Below are 15,812 nucleotides of genomic sequence, written 5' to 3'. Positions count from 1 at the left end.
TCGTGCTCCGTCCACGCAACAGTCACGACGAAACCAGTACAGAGTACGTCGATGTTCAGGAAAACCACGCTTGCGCTGCTCGCCGGCGCGTCTTCGCTTATTGCCGTTCCCCATCACGCCCTGGCGATCGACGCGGTATCGCCCGGCGAACCCGCCGTGATCTACGCCAACCAGGGCGCGCCGCAACCGCCGATGCGCACCGCCTACGCACAGCCGCAGCGCGGCAACATGGGCGGCGGCTTCATCGAATTCCTGTTCGGCGACGCGCCGTCGTCACAGGGCTATGCGCCGCAATCGACCTATCAGCAGCAGCCCGCTTACTACGGCAATCGCCAGCTGCCGCCGATGGATCCGCAGCAGCAGATGATCCGTCAGCAGGAAGAGGCGGCGGGCGATCCGACGCAGCGTCCATTCGATCCGAAATACGAGAAGCAACTCGTCGACTATTCCGGCAAGGAGCGCCCGGGCACCATCGTCGTCGATACGCCGAACAAGTTCCTGTATCTGGTGCAGGGCGACGGCCGCGCGCTGCGCTACGGCATCGGCGTCGGCAAGCCGGGCTTCACCTGGTCGGGGATCAAGACGGTGTCCGCCAAGCGCGAATGGCCGGACTGGACGCCGCCGGCGGAAATGCTGGCGCGCCGCCCCGACCTGCCGCGGCACATGGAAGGTGGCCCGGAGAATCCGCTCGGCGCGCGCGCGATGTATCTCGGCTCGTCGCTCTACCGTATCCATGGCTCCAACGAGCCGTGGACGATCGGCACCAATGTCTCGTCCGGCTGCATCCGGATGCGCAACGAGGACGTCATCGACCTCTACGGCCGCGTCAATGTCGGCGCCAAGGTCGTCGTGATGTGATCGCGCCCAACGGATGAAATGGAAACGGCCGCTCGGTGAGAGCGGCCGTTCGTGTTTGGAAGTCAGGCAACGCGGTTACGCGTAGTTGCTGTCGTCGTTTCCGCCACCGTCGAAGCCGTCGTCATCATTGTCGAAGTCGTCGGAATCGTGATCGGTGTTGTAATTGTCGTCGTTGTTGTTCGACGCCTGGTCGAACAGGCCGGCACGCGAGCTGCTGTCGCGGTTCGAGCCGATGTCGTTGACGCCGGCGTCGCGGGCCAGATCGCTCGACGATTGGTCGCCGCCCCACGGGCGCGAACCGCCGCCGAGGCCGCTGGCATCAGCCAGTGACTGGTGACCGCCGCCGCCACCCATCATCCCGCGGATGCTGGAGAGCAACAGCCCGCCGCCGACCACGCCGGCCGCGGCCGCCGCCGCAGTGCCGAGGAATGAGCCGCCGCCACCGCCGGGAGCGCCGCCGAACGCCGGAGGCTGCGGGCCGCCGTTGGGTTGACCATATTGGGGTTGACCATACTGGGGTTGGCCATATTGGGGCTGGCCGTATTGCTGCGGCGGTGTGCCGTAGCCGCCGGCCTGCTGGATCGCCTGGCCCGAATTCCACACCGGGCGGCCACCGCCAATATCAGGCGCGCGCACCGGCGGCACCGAGCCGTGCGGCTGGCCCTGGCCGAAGATCGCGTCGCGCATCGAATCGAGGAAACCGCCGCCTTGCTGCTGCGCTCCCTGCGGCTGGCCGGCCGCGGCCTCCAGCTCCTGGATCCGGTCATGGGCGCGCTTCAGCGCCTCGTCCTGCACCAGCGCGGTCTGCACCAGCGCGTAGACCGCATTCGGCGCGTTGCGCAGGCCCTGCATGATCGCGGACATGGCCTCGCTGTCGCGCGGGGCATTCTCCAGCTTGGCGAGCCGGTCGAAGAGATCGTCGATCAGTTGGCGTTCTTGCGGTGTCATGGCGTTCTCCATCGCGTCGATCGAATCGGCGCGCGGCTGATGTAGGACGGGCTTTGTGGCGCAAGGAGTGGGGGGCTGAATTAAATTTATGTATGCGACAATCCGACCGGCGATTTTCCGTGAACCTTATCAGGCCAATGTAACTTTATTCAGGTCGAGCAGCGCAGCGAAATCATCGCTCGCCAGATAGGCATGCTCGATCTCGCGCTGCGTGGTCAGCGGATCGAGGCTTTTCAGCGTCTCGTCGACGAAGCCCGGATGGCACATCACGAGGCCGTCTTCGGGCAGGCCCTCCACGAAGCCTTGCATCAGTGCGGCGAAGTCGCTGGTGCGCGTGAAATCATAGGCGCCGGCGAAGGCCGGGTTGAAGCGCAGGCCGGCGCGGCTCGCCTTGGCCCGGAACTGGGTGCTCAGCACGCTCAGCACCAACGTCTTGGGGCCGGTGATGCGTGCCAGCGGACCGTCGCGTCCGCACTGCCGCACCCAGGCGTCCGGCGCGCGCTCCTTCACGGCGCGCAGGAAGCCGTCGCGGACCTGCGGGAACAATTGCGCGTGCTGATGGCCGTCGACGAAATCCGGTGCGCGGCCGAACAGATCGTGGAACGTGGCAAGCTGCGCCAGCACCTCGGCATGGACCAGTTCGGCATCGAGCCGGTGCATCAGCCCGGCGCGCAACAGCCGCGGGAACGGCAGGAACATGTCGCCGTCGAGCGGACGGAAATGCATCGTCAGCGGCCGGAACGGCGCGGTCAGCGTCACATGCAACCCGATCGCGCAACGCGGGCTCTTCGCCACCGAGGCCGTGAGCGCGGCGGCGGGGTCGCGGCCGATTGCCGGCGTCACGGTCATCACCGAGGTCGCGTTGAGCCGGCCGCGCTCGATCAGATCGCGGATCGCGCGGTTGACGCCGTCGCTCAGGCCATAATCATCGGCACACAGCCAGATCCGTCGCAGCGCTGCGGGATCGCTCATTCGGCGGCGGTCCGCTCGGTAGCGCTCTGCGCCGCGCCGCCGTCGGCGTGCTTCTCGGTGTGCTCGGCGACGAAGTAGATCGGCCGTGCCTTCAGCTCGGAGAGGATCTTGCCGATATATTCGCCGACGATGCCGATCATGATCAACTGCACGCCGCCGATCGTCATCACGCCGATCATCAGCGACGGATAGCCGGGCACCTGCTTGCCGGTGGTCCAGACTTCCCAGAGGATCGAGAGCCCGAACAGGAAGGCCGCGCCCGCCAGCAGCGCGCCGAGCAGGCTGGCGAAGCGCAGCGGCGCCACCGAGAACGAGGTCAGCCCCTCGATCGACAGGCCGATCAGCCGGCCGGCATTGAAGGTGGTGACGCCATGCGCGCGCGGCGCCGGCTCGTAGTCGACGCGGATCTGCCTGAAGCCGATCCAGCTCGCCAGTCCCTTGAAGAAGCGGTTGCGCTCCGGCAATTGCCGCAGCGCCAGTGCCGCGCGCGGCGACAGCAGGCGGAAGTCGCCGGCATCCTCCGGGATCTTCTGCCGCGCGCCCCAATTGATCAGCGCGTAGAAGCCGCGCACCGAAAGCCGACGCAACGCCGATTCATTGTCGCGATGCGCCTTCGCGGTGTAGACCACGTCGTAGCCGTCATCGATCCAGTGCGCGACCAGTTGTTCCACCAGCGTCGGCGGATGCTGGCCGTCGCCATCCATGAACAGCACCGCGCCGCGGCGGGCGTGGTCGAGGCCGGCCATCAGCGCCGCCTCCTTGCCGAAATTGCGCGACAGCGACACCACCTGTAGGTCGAGCCCGTCGGCGGGCAGGCCGCGCGCGATCGCCAGCGTGTTGTCCGCGCTGCCGTCGTCGACATAGACCACTTCGCAGGGCAGACCGTAACGGGCACGGAGCGACCTCGCGAGGTCGACCAGCCGCTGGTGCAGCGCCGCGAGCCCGGCGGCCTCGTTGTAGACGGGCACGACGATCGACAGACCCTGCGCGGCGGCGGTCTTGGCGGTGGTAGTCAGGCTGGAAACGTCAGAGCCCAGCATCATCGGTCAGGTTCCAGAAAACGAGCGCGATCTCGAGCGAAGCCTGCCCCGCACTTGATGCGGGGTGGAGTTCCGGTTCGCGTGCAGACGACACCTCAAACAACATGTCCCTTGGACACAATATGGTACCGACGGCCGGCTGTCGCCAACATGAACGGCGGGGCCGACTCATTGTCGCAGGAACGCCTCGAGCCTGGCGAACAACGGGTTCTCCCGGTCGAACACGTAGTCCAGCGACACCACCGACACGGTCTCGGCGCCGTGCTCGCGCAGGAAGCTGCCGAGCGCGTAGAGCTTGCCGGGCGGGCAGTGCAGCGTGAGCATGCCCGAGGAGGTCGGGCTGCCAAACGGGGCGACCACGCCGAAACGGTTATGCGCCTCGGACAGCAGCGCATCGTTGCAGCCGGCAAAGCGGGTGCGGACCTCGCGATACTTGCTGGCGCGGGCGCGGGCGGCGATGTGGTCGAGGATGACGCGCGCGGTTTCGCGGGCGCCGGTCGACCAGTCGGCATCCTTTGATGCCACCAGATTGGCCTGGCTGCGCAGCATCACGCCGTCATCGAGCACCTTGAGCCCGTTGGCGGCGAGCGTTGCGCCTGTGGTCGTGATGTCGACGATCAATTCGGCGGTGCCGGCCGCGGGCGCGCCCTCGGTGGCGCCGGCGCTCTCGACGATCCGGTAGTCGCCGACGCCGTGCCTGGCGAAGAAGCCGCGGGTCAGGTTGATGTATTTGGTCGCGACCCGCATGCGGTGATTGTGCTGCTCGCGGAAGCCCGATGCGACGTCGTCGAGGTCGGCCATGGTGCGGACATCGATCCAGGCCTGCGGCACCGCCACCACGACATTGGCATAGCCGAAGCCGAGGCCCTCGATCATCAGTACGCGCTTGTCGGCATCGGTGATGCTCTCGCGCACCAGATCCTCGCCTGTGACCCCGAGATGCACGGTGCCGCGCGCCAGATTGGCCGCGATCTCGCTCGCCGAGAGATAGGCGATCTCGACATTGTCGACGCCGGCGATGGTGCCGCGATAGTCGCGCGCGCCGCCGGCCTTCGACAGCGTCAGCCCGGCGCGGGCGAAGAAGCCTTCCGCGTTCTCTTGCAGGCGACCCTTGGAAGGAACGGCGACGACGAAGGGCGTGCTCATGGTGCAACTCCGCGGCCAGCGGCCTTGCCATGCCGGGTCATCGGCTCGATCCAGACCGAGAAGCCGACCGCGGGGATCGGGTTGGCTGATCCAAGCTGCGACATCAGGCCGTCATAGCGGCCGCCCGCGACCAGCGGCTCGGCGCCGTTGCCCCTGGCATGCAGTTCGAATTCGAAGCCGGTGTAATAGTCGAGGCCGCGGCCGAACGCGGTCGAGAACCGGGTCTTGCCGGTGTCGATGCCGCGTGCGGCCATGAAACCGACCCGGCTCTCGAACTGGTCGATCGCGGCGGTGAGGTCGAGCCTGGCGTCGCCGGCGAGGGCGCGCAGTTGCGCGACCGCATCGTCGGGATCGCCGGATATGGCGAGGAAGCGCTTGATGGTCGTGACGGCATCGCGCGGTAGCGCGCCGCCCTTCAGGGTCGATTGCTCGAGGAAGCGGTCGGCGATCTCGGCGACCGTGCGGCCGCCGACATTGGTGGTGCCGGCGATCGACATCAAATCGGTGACCAGCGCCAGTGCCGCCTTGCGATCGGAGCCGGCGAGCGCCGCCAGCACGCCCTGATACTCGTTGCGGCCCGGCGCGGTCGCCAGTGTCAGTTGCTCGATGTCGTCGGTCAGCGAAACCTTGCGGTTGAAATCCTTGATCAGCCGTCGCCGCCACACCGGGTAAAGCTCGAGCGCATCGATCAGCGCGTTGAACAGCGCGACGTCGCCGGTGCGGATCTCGACGTCGTTCAGCCCGAACGCCGTGGTGGCCTCCAGCGCCAGCGCCAGCATCTCGGCATCGGCCGCGGCGCGGTCCTGCCGGCCGAACGATTCGATGCCGGCCTGCAGGAACTGGCTCGGCTGGCCGTCGCGATAGCGGAACACCGGCCCGAGATAGCTGAAGCCGGCCGGCTGGCCGGCGCGAGGCGAGGCGAGGTAGTCGCGTGCCACCGGGATCGTGAGGTCCGGGCGCAGGCAGAGCTCTTCGCCGCTCGGATCGGTGGTCAAATAGAGGCTCTTGCGGATGTCCTCGCCGGAGAGGTCGAGGAACGGCTCGGCCGGCTGTAGGATGGCAGGCTCGGACCGGACGTAACCGGCCTGCGCGAACGAGGCCAGCAGCGCATCCGCCCAGTCGGCGGATCCGGCGGCAGATCGTGGTGCGGCAGCTTCGGTCATCTCGACGTCCAGTTCGCCCCGAAATCGCGTTCCAGGGCTGGTTCCACAAGTGGTGTTGGCGCAGCCCTTAGCATGGCCGCCCCGGGCTTTCGACAGGGATCGGCCAAAGATCGACCAAGTGGCTTAATGATTGGGTTCGTTAACGATTTTGCGACGGCTTGGCTAGGGCAGGAATTTGGCCAGAGGCGGAGCTAGTGAGGTGAGCACTCTGCTCTGGCTCCCTCCCCCTTGCGGGAGAGGGTTGGGGAGAGGGGTAAGCCCCCGGGCTCCGGCCGTCGAGATTCAGCGGCAAATCGCGTGTAAATTCTCCGCCGATTGCTACGCAGCGGAGCAAGCGGCACCCTTCTCCCTAACCCTCCCCGCAAGGGGGGAGGGAACCCTTCCGCCGGCACGTCCATCACTGGTCCCCCAATCCCCCAGCGCCGCCTGCACCAGCGCCAGCGCAGCGACGGCGGCGGTGTCGGCGCGCAGGATGCGTGGGCCGAGCGCGAGGCGCAGGATCGAGGGCTGGCGCAGCAGCAGGGCGCGTTCCTCCTCGGCGAACCCGCCCTCGGGGCCGATCAGGACGTCGATCCCGGCATTGCCGACCCTCGCGGCTTGCAGCACCTGCACCGGGTTCGCGACCTCGGCGGCCTCATCGCAGAACACCAGCAGCCGCGCCTGGTCGCGCCCGGCGAGGAAGCGCTCCAGCGGCACCGGCTCGGCGACCTCGGCCAGCGAGATGATGCCGCATTGCTCGGCGGCCTCGACCACATTGGCGCGCATCCGCTCGCTGTTGACCCGCGACACCTGGGTGAAGCGCGTCATCACCGGCACCAGCCGGGCCGCGCCCATCTCGACCGCCTTCTGCACCATGTAGTCGAGCCGCGCATGCTTCAGCGGCGCGAACACGTAAGCAACGTCGGGCAGACGATCCTGGGTGCGGGTTTGCGCCAAGACCGTCAGCGTGTCCGCCCGCTTGCGGCCGGAAATCGCGGCCTGCCATTCGCCGTCGCGGCCATTGAACACCAGCACGCTGTCCCCGGCGCCGAGCCGCAGCACGTTGCCGAGATAGTTGCTCTGGTCACGGTCGAGCGAAACGATTGTGTCCGCGCCGAGCTGGGCATCGACAAACAGGCGCGGGCTGCGGAAATCGAGTTCAGGCATGGCTAATCGTCCATTTTCCCGCCGTTCGTAGCCTAAAGGCTTCAAATCGGGGAACAATTTAATGTGGCCGATGTGGCCCTACGCCGCGCTGTCGCCAAAATCCACGGGTTGTTAAGGCATCACAGGAATCGTAAAACGCCCCCAAATTGGTTGCTTCGTTTTGTTGCGCTGGGGTTGCCTGGACCTTTTGCCGGAGAAACACCCTCGATGATCCGCCGCCTGATCGTGCTGACCGTTGCCGCGACCGCCCTGTCGATGGGCCACGCCGTGGCCCAGAGCGCTTTTCCGGCTCCGCTGCCCGGACAGACGGGCACCGTCAACGACCCTGCGTTTCCGCCGGTGAATGGCGCTCGCCCGGCCAGGACGAATACCGCGACCGCCACCGATTCCGCATTCCCGCCGGTCAACGGAGCGCCGGCGGCACGGGTCGGTGGGGCGCCGTCGCCGTTCCCGAGCAATGGTGCGGCGCCGATCGCGGGCGGCGGCCTCTCGTCTCCGCCGCCGCCTCCGGGCGCCGGAGCAGGCGGAGCAAGCGACGCCTGCATGAAGAATTTCGTCCCGCTGCGTGAAGAGGCGGAGAAGCGCGGCAAGGCGATCAAGACCGCGAGCGATCGCCACGCCAGCCCGCAGGAGGCCTGCAAGCTGATCGGCAATTACAGCCAGGCCGAGATCAAGATGATCAGATATGTCGAGGCCAACGCCTCGAAGTGCGGAATTCCGGCACAGATCTCCGACCAGCTCAAGAACGGCCACAAGAATACCGAGGCTCTCCTGAAGAAGGTCTGCAACGTCGCGGAGCAGGCTGCGGCGCAGCCGCGCGGGCCGGCCGGGCCGACGCTGAGCGATGTGCTGGGTTCGTCCGCCTCGCTGCCGGAAGCGACCCCGAGCAAGAAGGGCGGCAGCACCTTCGATACGCTGAACGGCAACGTTCTCACCCGATGATGGGTCAGCCATGAGCGACGTTTCCGCCCGCGTTGCCGACTCCACGGGCAACTGGGTGGATACCCATGCGCCGGTCTGGTCGCGGCCCTATCTGCGGCTCGCGCGCTACGACCGGCCGATCGGCTCCTGGCTGTTGTTGATGCCGTGCTGGTGGTCGGCGGCGCTCGCTGCCGGCGTCGCGCATGACGTGCGCTCGCTGCCGCTCGTCGTCCTGCTGTTCTTCATCGGCGCCTTCGTGATGCGCGGCGCGGGCTGCACCTGGAACGACATCACCGATCGCGATCTCGACGCCAAGGTCGAGCGCACCCGGTCGCGTCCGATCCCGGCCGGGCAGGTGACGGTGACGCAGGCCGTGGTCTTCATGGTCGTGCAGGCGTTGATCGGGCTTGCGGTGCTGTTGCAGTTCAACCGTTTCGCGGTCATGACCGGCATCGCCTCGCTGGCGATCGTCGCGATCTATCCGTTCATGAAACGGATCACCTGGTGGCCGCAGGTCGTGCTCGGTCTCGCCTTCTCCTACGGCGCGCTGATGGGATTTGCGGTGACGCTCGAACGTATCGACGTCACGGCGATCGCGCTCTATGCCGGATCGATCGCCTGGGTGATCGCCTACGACACCATCTACGCCCATCAGGACGCCGAGGATGATGCGCTGATCGGCGTCAAATCCACCGCCCGCCTGTTCGGCGCGCGCACCCATCGGGCGCTGGTGATCTTCTATGGCCTCGCCGTGCTGTTGATCGGCACCGCATTCGCGCTGGCCGGCGCGCGCTGGCCGGCCTGGATCGGCCTCGCGGCATTTGCGCTGCATCTGGCCTGGCAGGTGCGCCGGCTCGACACCAGCGATCCCGCGCTCTGCCTGCGCATCTTCAAGTCCAACCGCGACGCCGGCTTCATGTTGTTCGCGAGCCTGGTCGTCGACGCGGTGCTGCGCGCGGCGTAGCTCTCGTCGTTCCGGGCGATCGTTGCAAAAGGTCGGGCGATTCACGTAGCGAGAACGCCGAAGTTTTGTTCACTGGCCGTGCAGCACATTCGGTGTCGTCCCGGCGAAGGCCGGGACCCATACGCCGCAGCATGTGTTGTTGACGGGACTCGTCGTTCCAGCATCACACAACAAGCAGCATCGGTGGTTATGGGTCCCGGCCTTCGCCGGGACGACACCGATCATGTGGTGAGTGGACCGCATCTCGAGCGATGCAACTAATCCCGCGCGATGATCTCGCGCTCGTCGCGATGCACGCTGGCTTCGTTGAGGCGGAATCCGGCGCGGCGGCGGACCAGGAATTTCGGGCGGCGGGCGCGGATCGCGTTGCGGCGGCGGCGGCGCGGGGAAGGCATTCGCGGCGCCGGCTCGGTCAGTTGCGGCAGACGGAAGATGTCGCTCCACATCTGCCAGGCGGACGTGATCTCGTCGGCGTCCGAACTGGAGCCGAGCGGAATCGAGAGCGCGGGATCGCGGTGAACCAGCACCAGCATTTGCGTATCGTCGATGCCGCGTACGGCGACGCCCAGGAAATCGCTGACGCGAACATTGACCGCCATCCGCATGCCGAGGACGGCACGGCGCAGCACGACATGTTCGCGATGAAGCTCGACCTGCCGCATGCCGCCATCCGCGCGCGAATCCTGCGCATGGAAGCTCAGCGGAAGGGAAAGAGGGTCGAGCCGCAATGCGCAGCTCGACCCGGCGGAATTGATTCCGCTTGTTGGTGTTTGACGCCTCAAAGCCTACTCTCCCCGCCGGGATTATGTTCCCGGTCGATGTGTGAGAGCCTAGCCGAGCGACGGCCGTTTCAGCTTAAAAAGCCTGGTTAATTGCTCCTCACCTGGCGCCATGATTGACAAGAGGTTGGCCCGCATGATTGACGAAGCCTTGCGCCGATCACTCAAATCTTTGTTGCCCGCCGGCGCAAAGTGCTTGAAATCCTTGTGAATCCGGCACATCTGGTGAGGTCTGTCGACTTCGCTCCGGGCCCCCCTCAATCCGCAGGAATTCGTTCGTGAACTCTTCACCATCCGCATCGCGACACGGCGATACCTCCGATCTGTTCGATCAATCCGCGCTCAGCGACCTCGCGCAACGTCTGGTCGATGCCGCCAAGCGCGCCGGCGCCGATGCCGCCGATGCCATCGCGGTGCGCGGCGTCTCGCAAGGCGTCGAGGTGCGCGACGGCCGCGTCGAGGAGACCGAGCGCTCCGAAGGCGATGACGTGGGCCTGCGGGTGTTCGTCGGCCAGCGCCAGGCGGTGGTCTCGACCAATGACGTCAGCGGCGACGGCATCGCCAAGCTCGCCGAGCGCGCAGTGGCGATGGCCCGCGTGGCGCCCGACGACAAATATGTCGGGCTGGCCGACCCCGCGCTGCATGCGCATGATTTCCCCGATCTCGATCTGCTCGACCGCACGGTGCCGACCACGGCCGAACTCGAGCAGCGCGCCATCGAAGCCGAGGCGGCGGCGCTCGCCGTCAAGGGCGTCACCAAGTCCGGCGGTGCGTCGGCCTCGACCGGCATTGGCGGCATGGTGCTGGTGACGTCGACCGGCTTCCACGGTTCTTATTTGCGCTCCAGCCACGGCATCTCGACGACGGCGATTTCCGGTGAAGGCACCGGCATGGAGCGCGACTACGATTTCACCAGCGCGCCGCATGCGTCCGATCTCGATTCACCCACGACCGTTGGCCGCAAGGCCGGCGAGCGCGCAGTGGCGCGGTTCAATCCGCGCAAGGTCGAGACCTGCAAGGTGCCGGTGGTGTTCGATCCGCGCGTTGCCGGCTCGATCGTCGGCCATCTGGTCGGTGCCATCAACGGCGCCTCGATCGCGCGCAAGACCAGCTTCCTGAAGGACAAGCTCGGCGAGCAGCTGTTCTCCAAGGAGATCCGCATCATCGACGATCCGTTGCGCGTGCGCGGCCTGCGTTCGCAGACCTTCGACGCCGAAGGCGTCAAGGTGAAGAAGACGGCGCTGATCGACGCCGGCGTGCTGACCACCTGGGTGCTGGATTCGGCGACCGCACGCGAACTCGGCCTGGTCACGACCGGGCATGCGCATCGCGGCGTGTCGTCGTCGCCGTCGCCGGGAACGTACAACCTGCATCTCGAGGCGGGCGCGGTGACGCCGAAGGAATTGATCTCCGACATCAAGCAGGGCTTCTACGTCACCGACCTGATCGGTTCAGGGGTCAACGGCGTGACCGGCGATTACAGCCGCGGCGCGTCGGGGTTCTGGATCGAGAATGGCGAGATCACCTATCCGGTCAGCGAAGTGACCATCGCCGGCCATCTGCTGCCGATGTTCAAGTCGCTGGTCGCCGCCAATGATCTTGAGTTCCGCTACGGCGTCAATTCGCCGACGCTGCGCATCGAGGGCCTGACGCTTGGCGGACGCTGATACGGACGACTGGACCAAGGCGCGCGATGCCGCCTTGCTGACCAAGTCGGTGCAGGAGGCGGGACGGCTGGCGCAGTCGCTGTTCCGCACCGAGTTGAAGAACTGGATCAAGGGCGCGTCCTCGCCGGTCTCGGAGGCCGACATCGCGGTCAACGACCTGCTGGAGCAACAGCTGCGTTCGGCGACGCCGGCCTATGGCTGGCTCTCGGAGGAAAGTACCGACAACGAGGGCCGGCTCGGCAAGCGCTTCACCTGGATCGTCGATCCGATCGACGGTACCCGCGCCTATCTCGCCGGTCGCGACGACTGGTGCGTCAGTGTGGCGCTGGTTGAAGGCAACGCGCCGGTGCTCGCGGCGGTGTATGCGCCGGTGAGCGGGGAATTCTTTTTCGCCGCCCGCGGCCAGGGCGCGACCCTGAACGACAGTGCCGTGCATGCCACCACCGGCGACGATTATGATTTCCCCCGCATGGCCGGACCGAAGCCGCTGGTGCAGCGGCTGAGCCCGACATCAGACGAGATCACGCTGTATCCGCGGATCGGATCGCTGGCCTTGCGGCTGTGCCGCGTGGCACAAGGTCGACTTGACGCCGCCTTTGCGGGCGGGCAAAGCCGCGACTGGGATCTTGCCGCCGCGAATTTGATCGTGCAGGAAGCGGGTGGTAGGATGACCGCGCTCTCGGGGGATGCGATTGAGTATAATCGCCGGGAAGTGACGCATGGGGTGCTGGTGGCAGCAGGACGCGAACGTCATGCACGCATTGTCGAGCATTTTCGCAACCGTCCATTGCCGTGAGGCCCCGCCGATCCGTTCCGCGCTTCCGATTGTGACGACCAGACTTGTTGCGACAGACTTGTGACGACAGACTTGTGACGACCAAGACTTCACTTCCTTGCCGGGCATCTCGTTAGGAAAACCACCATCATGTCAGACAATGCCCAGCCACAACTGCTCCACCTCGTCATCGGCGGCGAGTTGACCGATCTCGAGCACAACACCTTCAAGAATCTCGATGAGGTCGAGATCGTCGGCGTGTATCCGAACTACGCAACGGCCTATGCGGCCTGGAAGGCGAAGGCGCAGCAGACGGTGGACAACGCCCAGATGCGCTATTTCGTCGTTCACCTCCACCGGTTGCTCGATCCCGAGCAGGACACAAAGCATTCCCATTGAAACGACTTCTTCGCGATCTGCTGCGCAGCGCCGTCGTGCAGCGCGCGCTGGGTGTGCTTGCGGCCGAGTATCTGCGGCTGGTCTGGCACACCAACCGCTTCAGCTACCAGCCGTCTGACGTGTACGGGATCGTCGAGCCCTTGATGCCGGCGATCTTCGTGTTCTGGCACGGCCAGCACTTCATGACGCCGTTCATCAAGACCAAGGAGAGCTACCGCGCCAAGGTCCTGATTTCGCGCCATCGCGACGGCGAGTTCAATGCGCTTGCGGTCGAGCGGCTCGGCATCGGAACCATCAGGGGGTCCGGCGATCATTCCGGCGCGTTCCATCGCAAGGGCGGCGTCGGCGCCTTCCTGGAGATGGTCCGGGCGCTGGAAGACGGTTGCAACATGGCGACCACGGCCGACGTGCCGAAGCGGGCGCGGGTGGCCGGCCTCGGGGCCATCATGCTGGCGCGGGAGAGCGGCCGGCCGATCATCCCGTTCGCGATGGTCACCAGCCGCTTCATCCGGTTGAAAAACTGGGATTCCACCACCATCAATTTGCCATTCGGGCGCGGCGCAGTGGTAGGTATTGAGCCGGTCTATGTGCCGCCCGATGCCGATGCCGCGACGATGGAAAAGCTTCGGCAGCACGTGGAGGACCTTCTCAACGAAGCGACCCGACGCGCCTATGCAGCGGTCGGGCGGCCGGAGGCAGCGCTTGGCTAGCTCGCTCCCGATGACGTTGCGCGTGTACCGCAAGCTGTCGTCCGCGATGGTGCCGCTCGCGCCTGCCCTGATCAAGCGGCGGCTGAAGCTCGGCAAGGAAGATCCCGAACGCGTCGGCGAACGGCGCGGCGTCAGCGCCGATACCAGGCCGCAGGGGCCGCTGGTGTGGATCCACGGCGCAAGCGTCGGCGAGGTGCTGGCGGCGGCCGGGCTGATCGAGCGGCTGCGTGCGCTCAACCTGCGCATCCTGCTGACCTCGGGCACGGTGACCTCGGCCGCGATCGTGGCCAAGCGCTTTCCGCCCGACGTGATCCATCAATACGTGCCGTACGACTCGCCGCGCTATGTCGCGCGCTTCCTCGATCACTGGCGTCCGTCGCTGGCGCTGTTCATCGAGTCCGACCTGTGGCCGAACCTGATCCTGTCGAGCGCCGCGCGGCGGCTGCCGATGGTGCTGATCAACGGGCGGATGTCGCAGCGCTCGTTCCCGCGCTGGCGCCGGGTCTCCAACACCATCGGGGCGTTGCTCGGTCGGTTCGACATCTGCCTGGCGCAGTCGCAGACCGACGCCGAACGGTTTGCCGCGCTCGGCAGCCACAACGTCGTGGTCACCGGCAACCTCAAGCTCGACGTCGCGGCGCCGCCGGCCGATCCAGCCAAGCTGGAGCGGCTGATGTCGGTGACGCGCGGCCGACCGATCGTGGTTGCGGCCTCCACCCATCCCGGTGAGGAAGAGATCCTGATCGAGGCGCACAAGTCGCTCGTCAAATTCTTCCCCGGGCTGCTCACGGTGATCGTGCCGCGGCATGCCAATCGGGGGGAGGCGGTCGCGCAACTGGTGACGGAGGCCGGCCTGCGTCCCGGCCTGCGCTCGCGCGAGGATTTGCCGGTTGCGACCACCGATATCTATGTCGCCGACACGATGGGCGAGCTCGGCCTGTTCTATCGTCTCGCGCCGATCGTGTTCATGGGCGGCTCGCTGGTCGCGCATGGCGGCCAGAATCCGATCGAGGCGATCAAGCTCGGCGCCGCGATCGTGCACGGCCCGCACGTGTTCAATTTCACCGATGTCTATGCGGCGCTCGATCGCGCCGGCGGGGCACGGCACGCCGATGATCGGGAGGCGCTGGTCAAGCAGCTCGGCCAGTTCCTTGCCGATCCCGCATCGCGCGACACGTCGCTGGCCGCCTCCGAGCGCGTCGTCGAACAGCTCGGCGGCGCATTGGAACATACGCTGACCGCTCTCGAGCCCTATCTGTTGCAGTTGCGGCTCGAGATGGGAGCCGCCAATGCGTGAGCCGGCCTTCTGGCACCGGCCGTCGTCTTGGACATCGCAATTGTTGAGACCGCTTGCCGCGCTGTACGGCGCGGTCGCCGCGCGGCGGATGCGGCGCCCCGGCGTCGATGCCGGCATTCCCGTGATTTGCGTCGGCAACTATCATGTCGGCGGTGCCGGCAAGACGCCGACGGTGCTGGCGCTGGCCAAACTGCTGCGCGAGCTCGACGAACGGCCGGTGGTGCTGAGCCGCGGCTACGGCGGCAGCATCAGTGGACCGGTGAAGGTCGATCGCGACAATCACACGGCGGCCGATATCGGCGACGAGCCGCTGATGATGGCGGCGACATTGCCGGTCGTGGTGTCGCGCGACCGCGCCGCGGGGCTGGCGCTGGCGCGGGCTCAGAATGCCAGCGTGATCCTGATGGATGACGGCTTCCAGAACCCGTCGGTGGCGAAGGATTGCTGTCTGATCGTGATCGACGGCACGCGCGGCATCGGTAATGGCCGCGTGATTCCGGCCGGCCCGTTGCGCGCGCCGCTGTCGCCGCAGCTGGAACGGACCGACGCGCTGATCGTGGTCGGTGGGGGCGATGCGGCGCGGACCATCGCGGCCGATCTCGCCTCCCGTGGCAAGCCGGTGCTGTCAGCGCATCTGAAGCCGGACCAGGCCTCGCTGGCGGCGCTGAGCGGGATGCGTGCGCTCGCCTTCGCCGGGATCGGCGATCCCGCGCGGTTCTTCAACACGCTGCGCGCAAGTGGCATCGACGTCGTGCGCAATGTGGCCTTCGCCGATCATCACGCCTTCACCAAGGGCGAGATCGAGCAGCTCGTCGCCGACGCGCGACGCGACGGACTGACGCTGGTGACGACGGAAAAGGATCTGGCACGGCTGCGTGGTCCGCAGGGGATGCCGGCCTGGGCGCAGCCGATCGTCCCGTTCGCGGTGACGCTGCAATTCGAGGATGCCGGCGCGCTGCGGCGCCTGGTGAGCGATCGGCTGTTCAAGGCGCGGGACGGCAGGTCGCGCAAATGAACGTCGTGTTGG

16 protein-coding genes are annotated in these 15,812 nt (G+C 66.7%); 9 read left to right on the top strand and 7 right to left on the bottom strand.

The features are described 5' to 3' along the window. Positions 1-51 precede the first annotated feature (51 nt). Positions 52-858, top strand: a complete 807-nt coding sequence (locus CWS35_RS00250; RefSeq protein ID WP_024581157.1) for a L,D-transpeptidase — start codon at positions 52-54, stop codon at positions 856-858. Between the two features lie 75 nt (positions 859-933). Here CWS35_RS00250 and CWS35_RS00245 read toward each other — a convergent pair whose 3' ends face one another. From CWS35_RS00245 to CWS35_RS00220, 6 genes are all read right to left on the bottom strand, one after another. Further along, positions 934-1,806 carry a DUF2076 domain-containing protein gene (locus CWS35_RS00245; RefSeq protein WP_168226238.1) on the bottom strand — a complete coding sequence of 291 codons (873 nt, stop codon included), beginning with the start codon at positions 1,804-1,806 and terminating at the stop codon, positions 934-936. Positions 1,807-1,935: 129 nt separating this feature from the next. Further along, positions 1,936-2,778, bottom strand: a complete 843-nt coding sequence (locus tag CWS35_RS00240) for a ChbG/HpnK family deacetylase (protein WP_100950128.1) — start codon at positions 2,776-2,778, stop codon at positions 1,936-1,938. Then, positions 2,775-3,821: a glycosyltransferase family 2 protein gene (locus CWS35_RS00235; RefSeq protein ID WP_024581154.1), complete on the bottom strand. Its 1,047-nt coding sequence runs from the start codon at positions 3,819-3,821 to the stop codon at positions 2,775-2,777. The genes CWS35_RS00240 and CWS35_RS00235 overlap by 4 nt, the downstream gene beginning before the upstream one ends. Positions 3,822-3,986: 165 nt before the next feature. Next, a complete protein-coding gene (gene hisG / locus CWS35_RS00230; RefSeq protein WP_100950126.1) occupies positions 3,987-4,964 on the bottom strand; it encodes an ATP phosphoribosyltransferase in 978 nt (325 codons plus the stop codon). Beyond that, positions 4,961-6,127: an ATP phosphoribosyltransferase regulatory subunit gene (locus tag CWS35_RS00225; protein WP_100950124.1), complete on the bottom strand. Its 1,167-nt coding sequence runs from the start codon at positions 6,125-6,127 to the stop codon at positions 4,961-4,963. The genes hisG and CWS35_RS00225 overlap by 4 nt, the downstream gene beginning before the upstream one ends. 318 nt (positions 6,128-6,445) lie before the next feature. Continuing rightward, a complete protein-coding gene (locus CWS35_RS00220; protein WP_100950122.1) occupies positions 6,446-7,273 on the bottom strand; it encodes a 16S rRNA (uracil(1498)-N(3))-methyltransferase in 828 nt (275 codons plus the stop codon). A gap of 207 nt (positions 7,274-7,480) precedes the next feature. Here CWS35_RS00220 and CWS35_RS00215 point away from each other — a divergent pair, with 207 nt between their 5' ends. Both CWS35_RS00215 and ubiA read left to right on the top strand, forming a co-directional pair. Further along, entirely contained in the window at positions 7,481-8,215 is a 735-nt protein-coding gene (locus CWS35_RS00215; RefSeq protein ID WP_100950120.1) for a hypothetical protein, read from the top strand. A 10-nt stretch (positions 8,216-8,225) separates the two neighbouring features. Next, positions 8,226-9,158, top strand: a complete 933-nt coding sequence (ubiA, locus tag CWS35_RS00210; RefSeq protein ID WP_024581148.1) for a 4-hydroxybenzoate octaprenyltransferase — start codon at positions 8,226-8,228, stop codon at positions 9,156-9,158. Between the two features lie 257 nt (positions 9,159-9,415). Here the strand turns inward: ubiA and CWS35_RS00205 are convergent, their stop codons facing one another. Beyond that, a complete protein-coding gene (locus CWS35_RS00205) occupies positions 9,416-9,940 on the bottom strand; it encodes a DUF6101 family protein (RefSeq protein ID WP_100950118.1) in 525 nt (174 codons plus the stop codon). A gap of 275 nt (positions 9,941-10,215) precedes the next feature. Between CWS35_RS00205 and CWS35_RS00195 the strand changes: the two genes are divergently transcribed. The 6 genes from CWS35_RS00195 (at position 10,216) to lpxK (ending at position 15,800) form a co-directional block, all read left to right on the top strand. After that, the gene (locus CWS35_RS00195; protein ID WP_100950113.1) at positions 10,216-11,604 is read left to right on the top strand and encodes a TldD/PmbA family protein; all 1,389 of its coding nucleotides are present in this window, start codon (positions 10,216-10,218) and stop codon (positions 11,602-11,604) included. Then, a complete protein-coding gene (locus CWS35_RS00190) occupies positions 11,591-12,400 on the top strand; it encodes a 3'(2'),5'-bisphosphate nucleotidase CysQ (protein ID WP_100950111.1) in 810 nt (269 codons plus the stop codon). Before CWS35_RS00195 ends, CWS35_RS00190 begins: the two co-directional genes overlap by 14 nt. Positions 12,401-12,529: 129 nt before the next feature. Beyond that, positions 12,530-12,778, top strand: coding sequence for a DUF4170 domain-containing protein (locus CWS35_RS00185; protein ID WP_016848023.1), 249 nt, complete (start codon positions 12,530-12,532; stop codon positions 12,776-12,778). Next, positions 12,775-13,488: a lysophospholipid acyltransferase family protein gene (locus tag CWS35_RS00180; protein WP_100950109.1), complete on the top strand. Its 714-nt coding sequence runs from the start codon at positions 12,775-12,777 to the stop codon at positions 13,486-13,488. Before CWS35_RS00185 ends, CWS35_RS00180 begins: the two co-directional genes overlap by 4 nt. Beyond that, complete coding sequence (locus tag CWS35_RS00175; protein ID WP_029879097.1) at positions 13,451-14,785, top strand: 3-deoxy-D-manno-octulosonic acid transferase; 1,335 nt, start codon at positions 13,451-13,453, stop codon at positions 14,783-14,785. The genes CWS35_RS00180 and CWS35_RS00175 overlap by 38 nt, the downstream gene beginning before the upstream one ends. Further along, on the top strand, positions 14,778-15,800 hold the full coding sequence (lpxK, locus tag CWS35_RS00170; protein WP_100950107.1) for a tetraacyldisaccharide 4'-kinase: 1,023 nt from the start codon (positions 14,778-14,780) through the stop codon (positions 15,798-15,800). The genes CWS35_RS00175 and lpxK overlap by 8 nt, the downstream gene beginning before the upstream one ends. Positions 15,801-15,812 lie beyond the last annotated feature (12 nt).

The organism is Bradyrhizobium sp. SK17 (genome assembly GCF_002831585.1).
Lineage (GTDB): Bacteria > Pseudomonadota > Alphaproteobacteria > Rhizobiales > Xanthobacteraceae > Bradyrhizobium.
The sequence above is the reverse complement of the archived record's forward strand: the minus strand, read 5'-3'. Positions and strand labels throughout refer to the sequence as shown.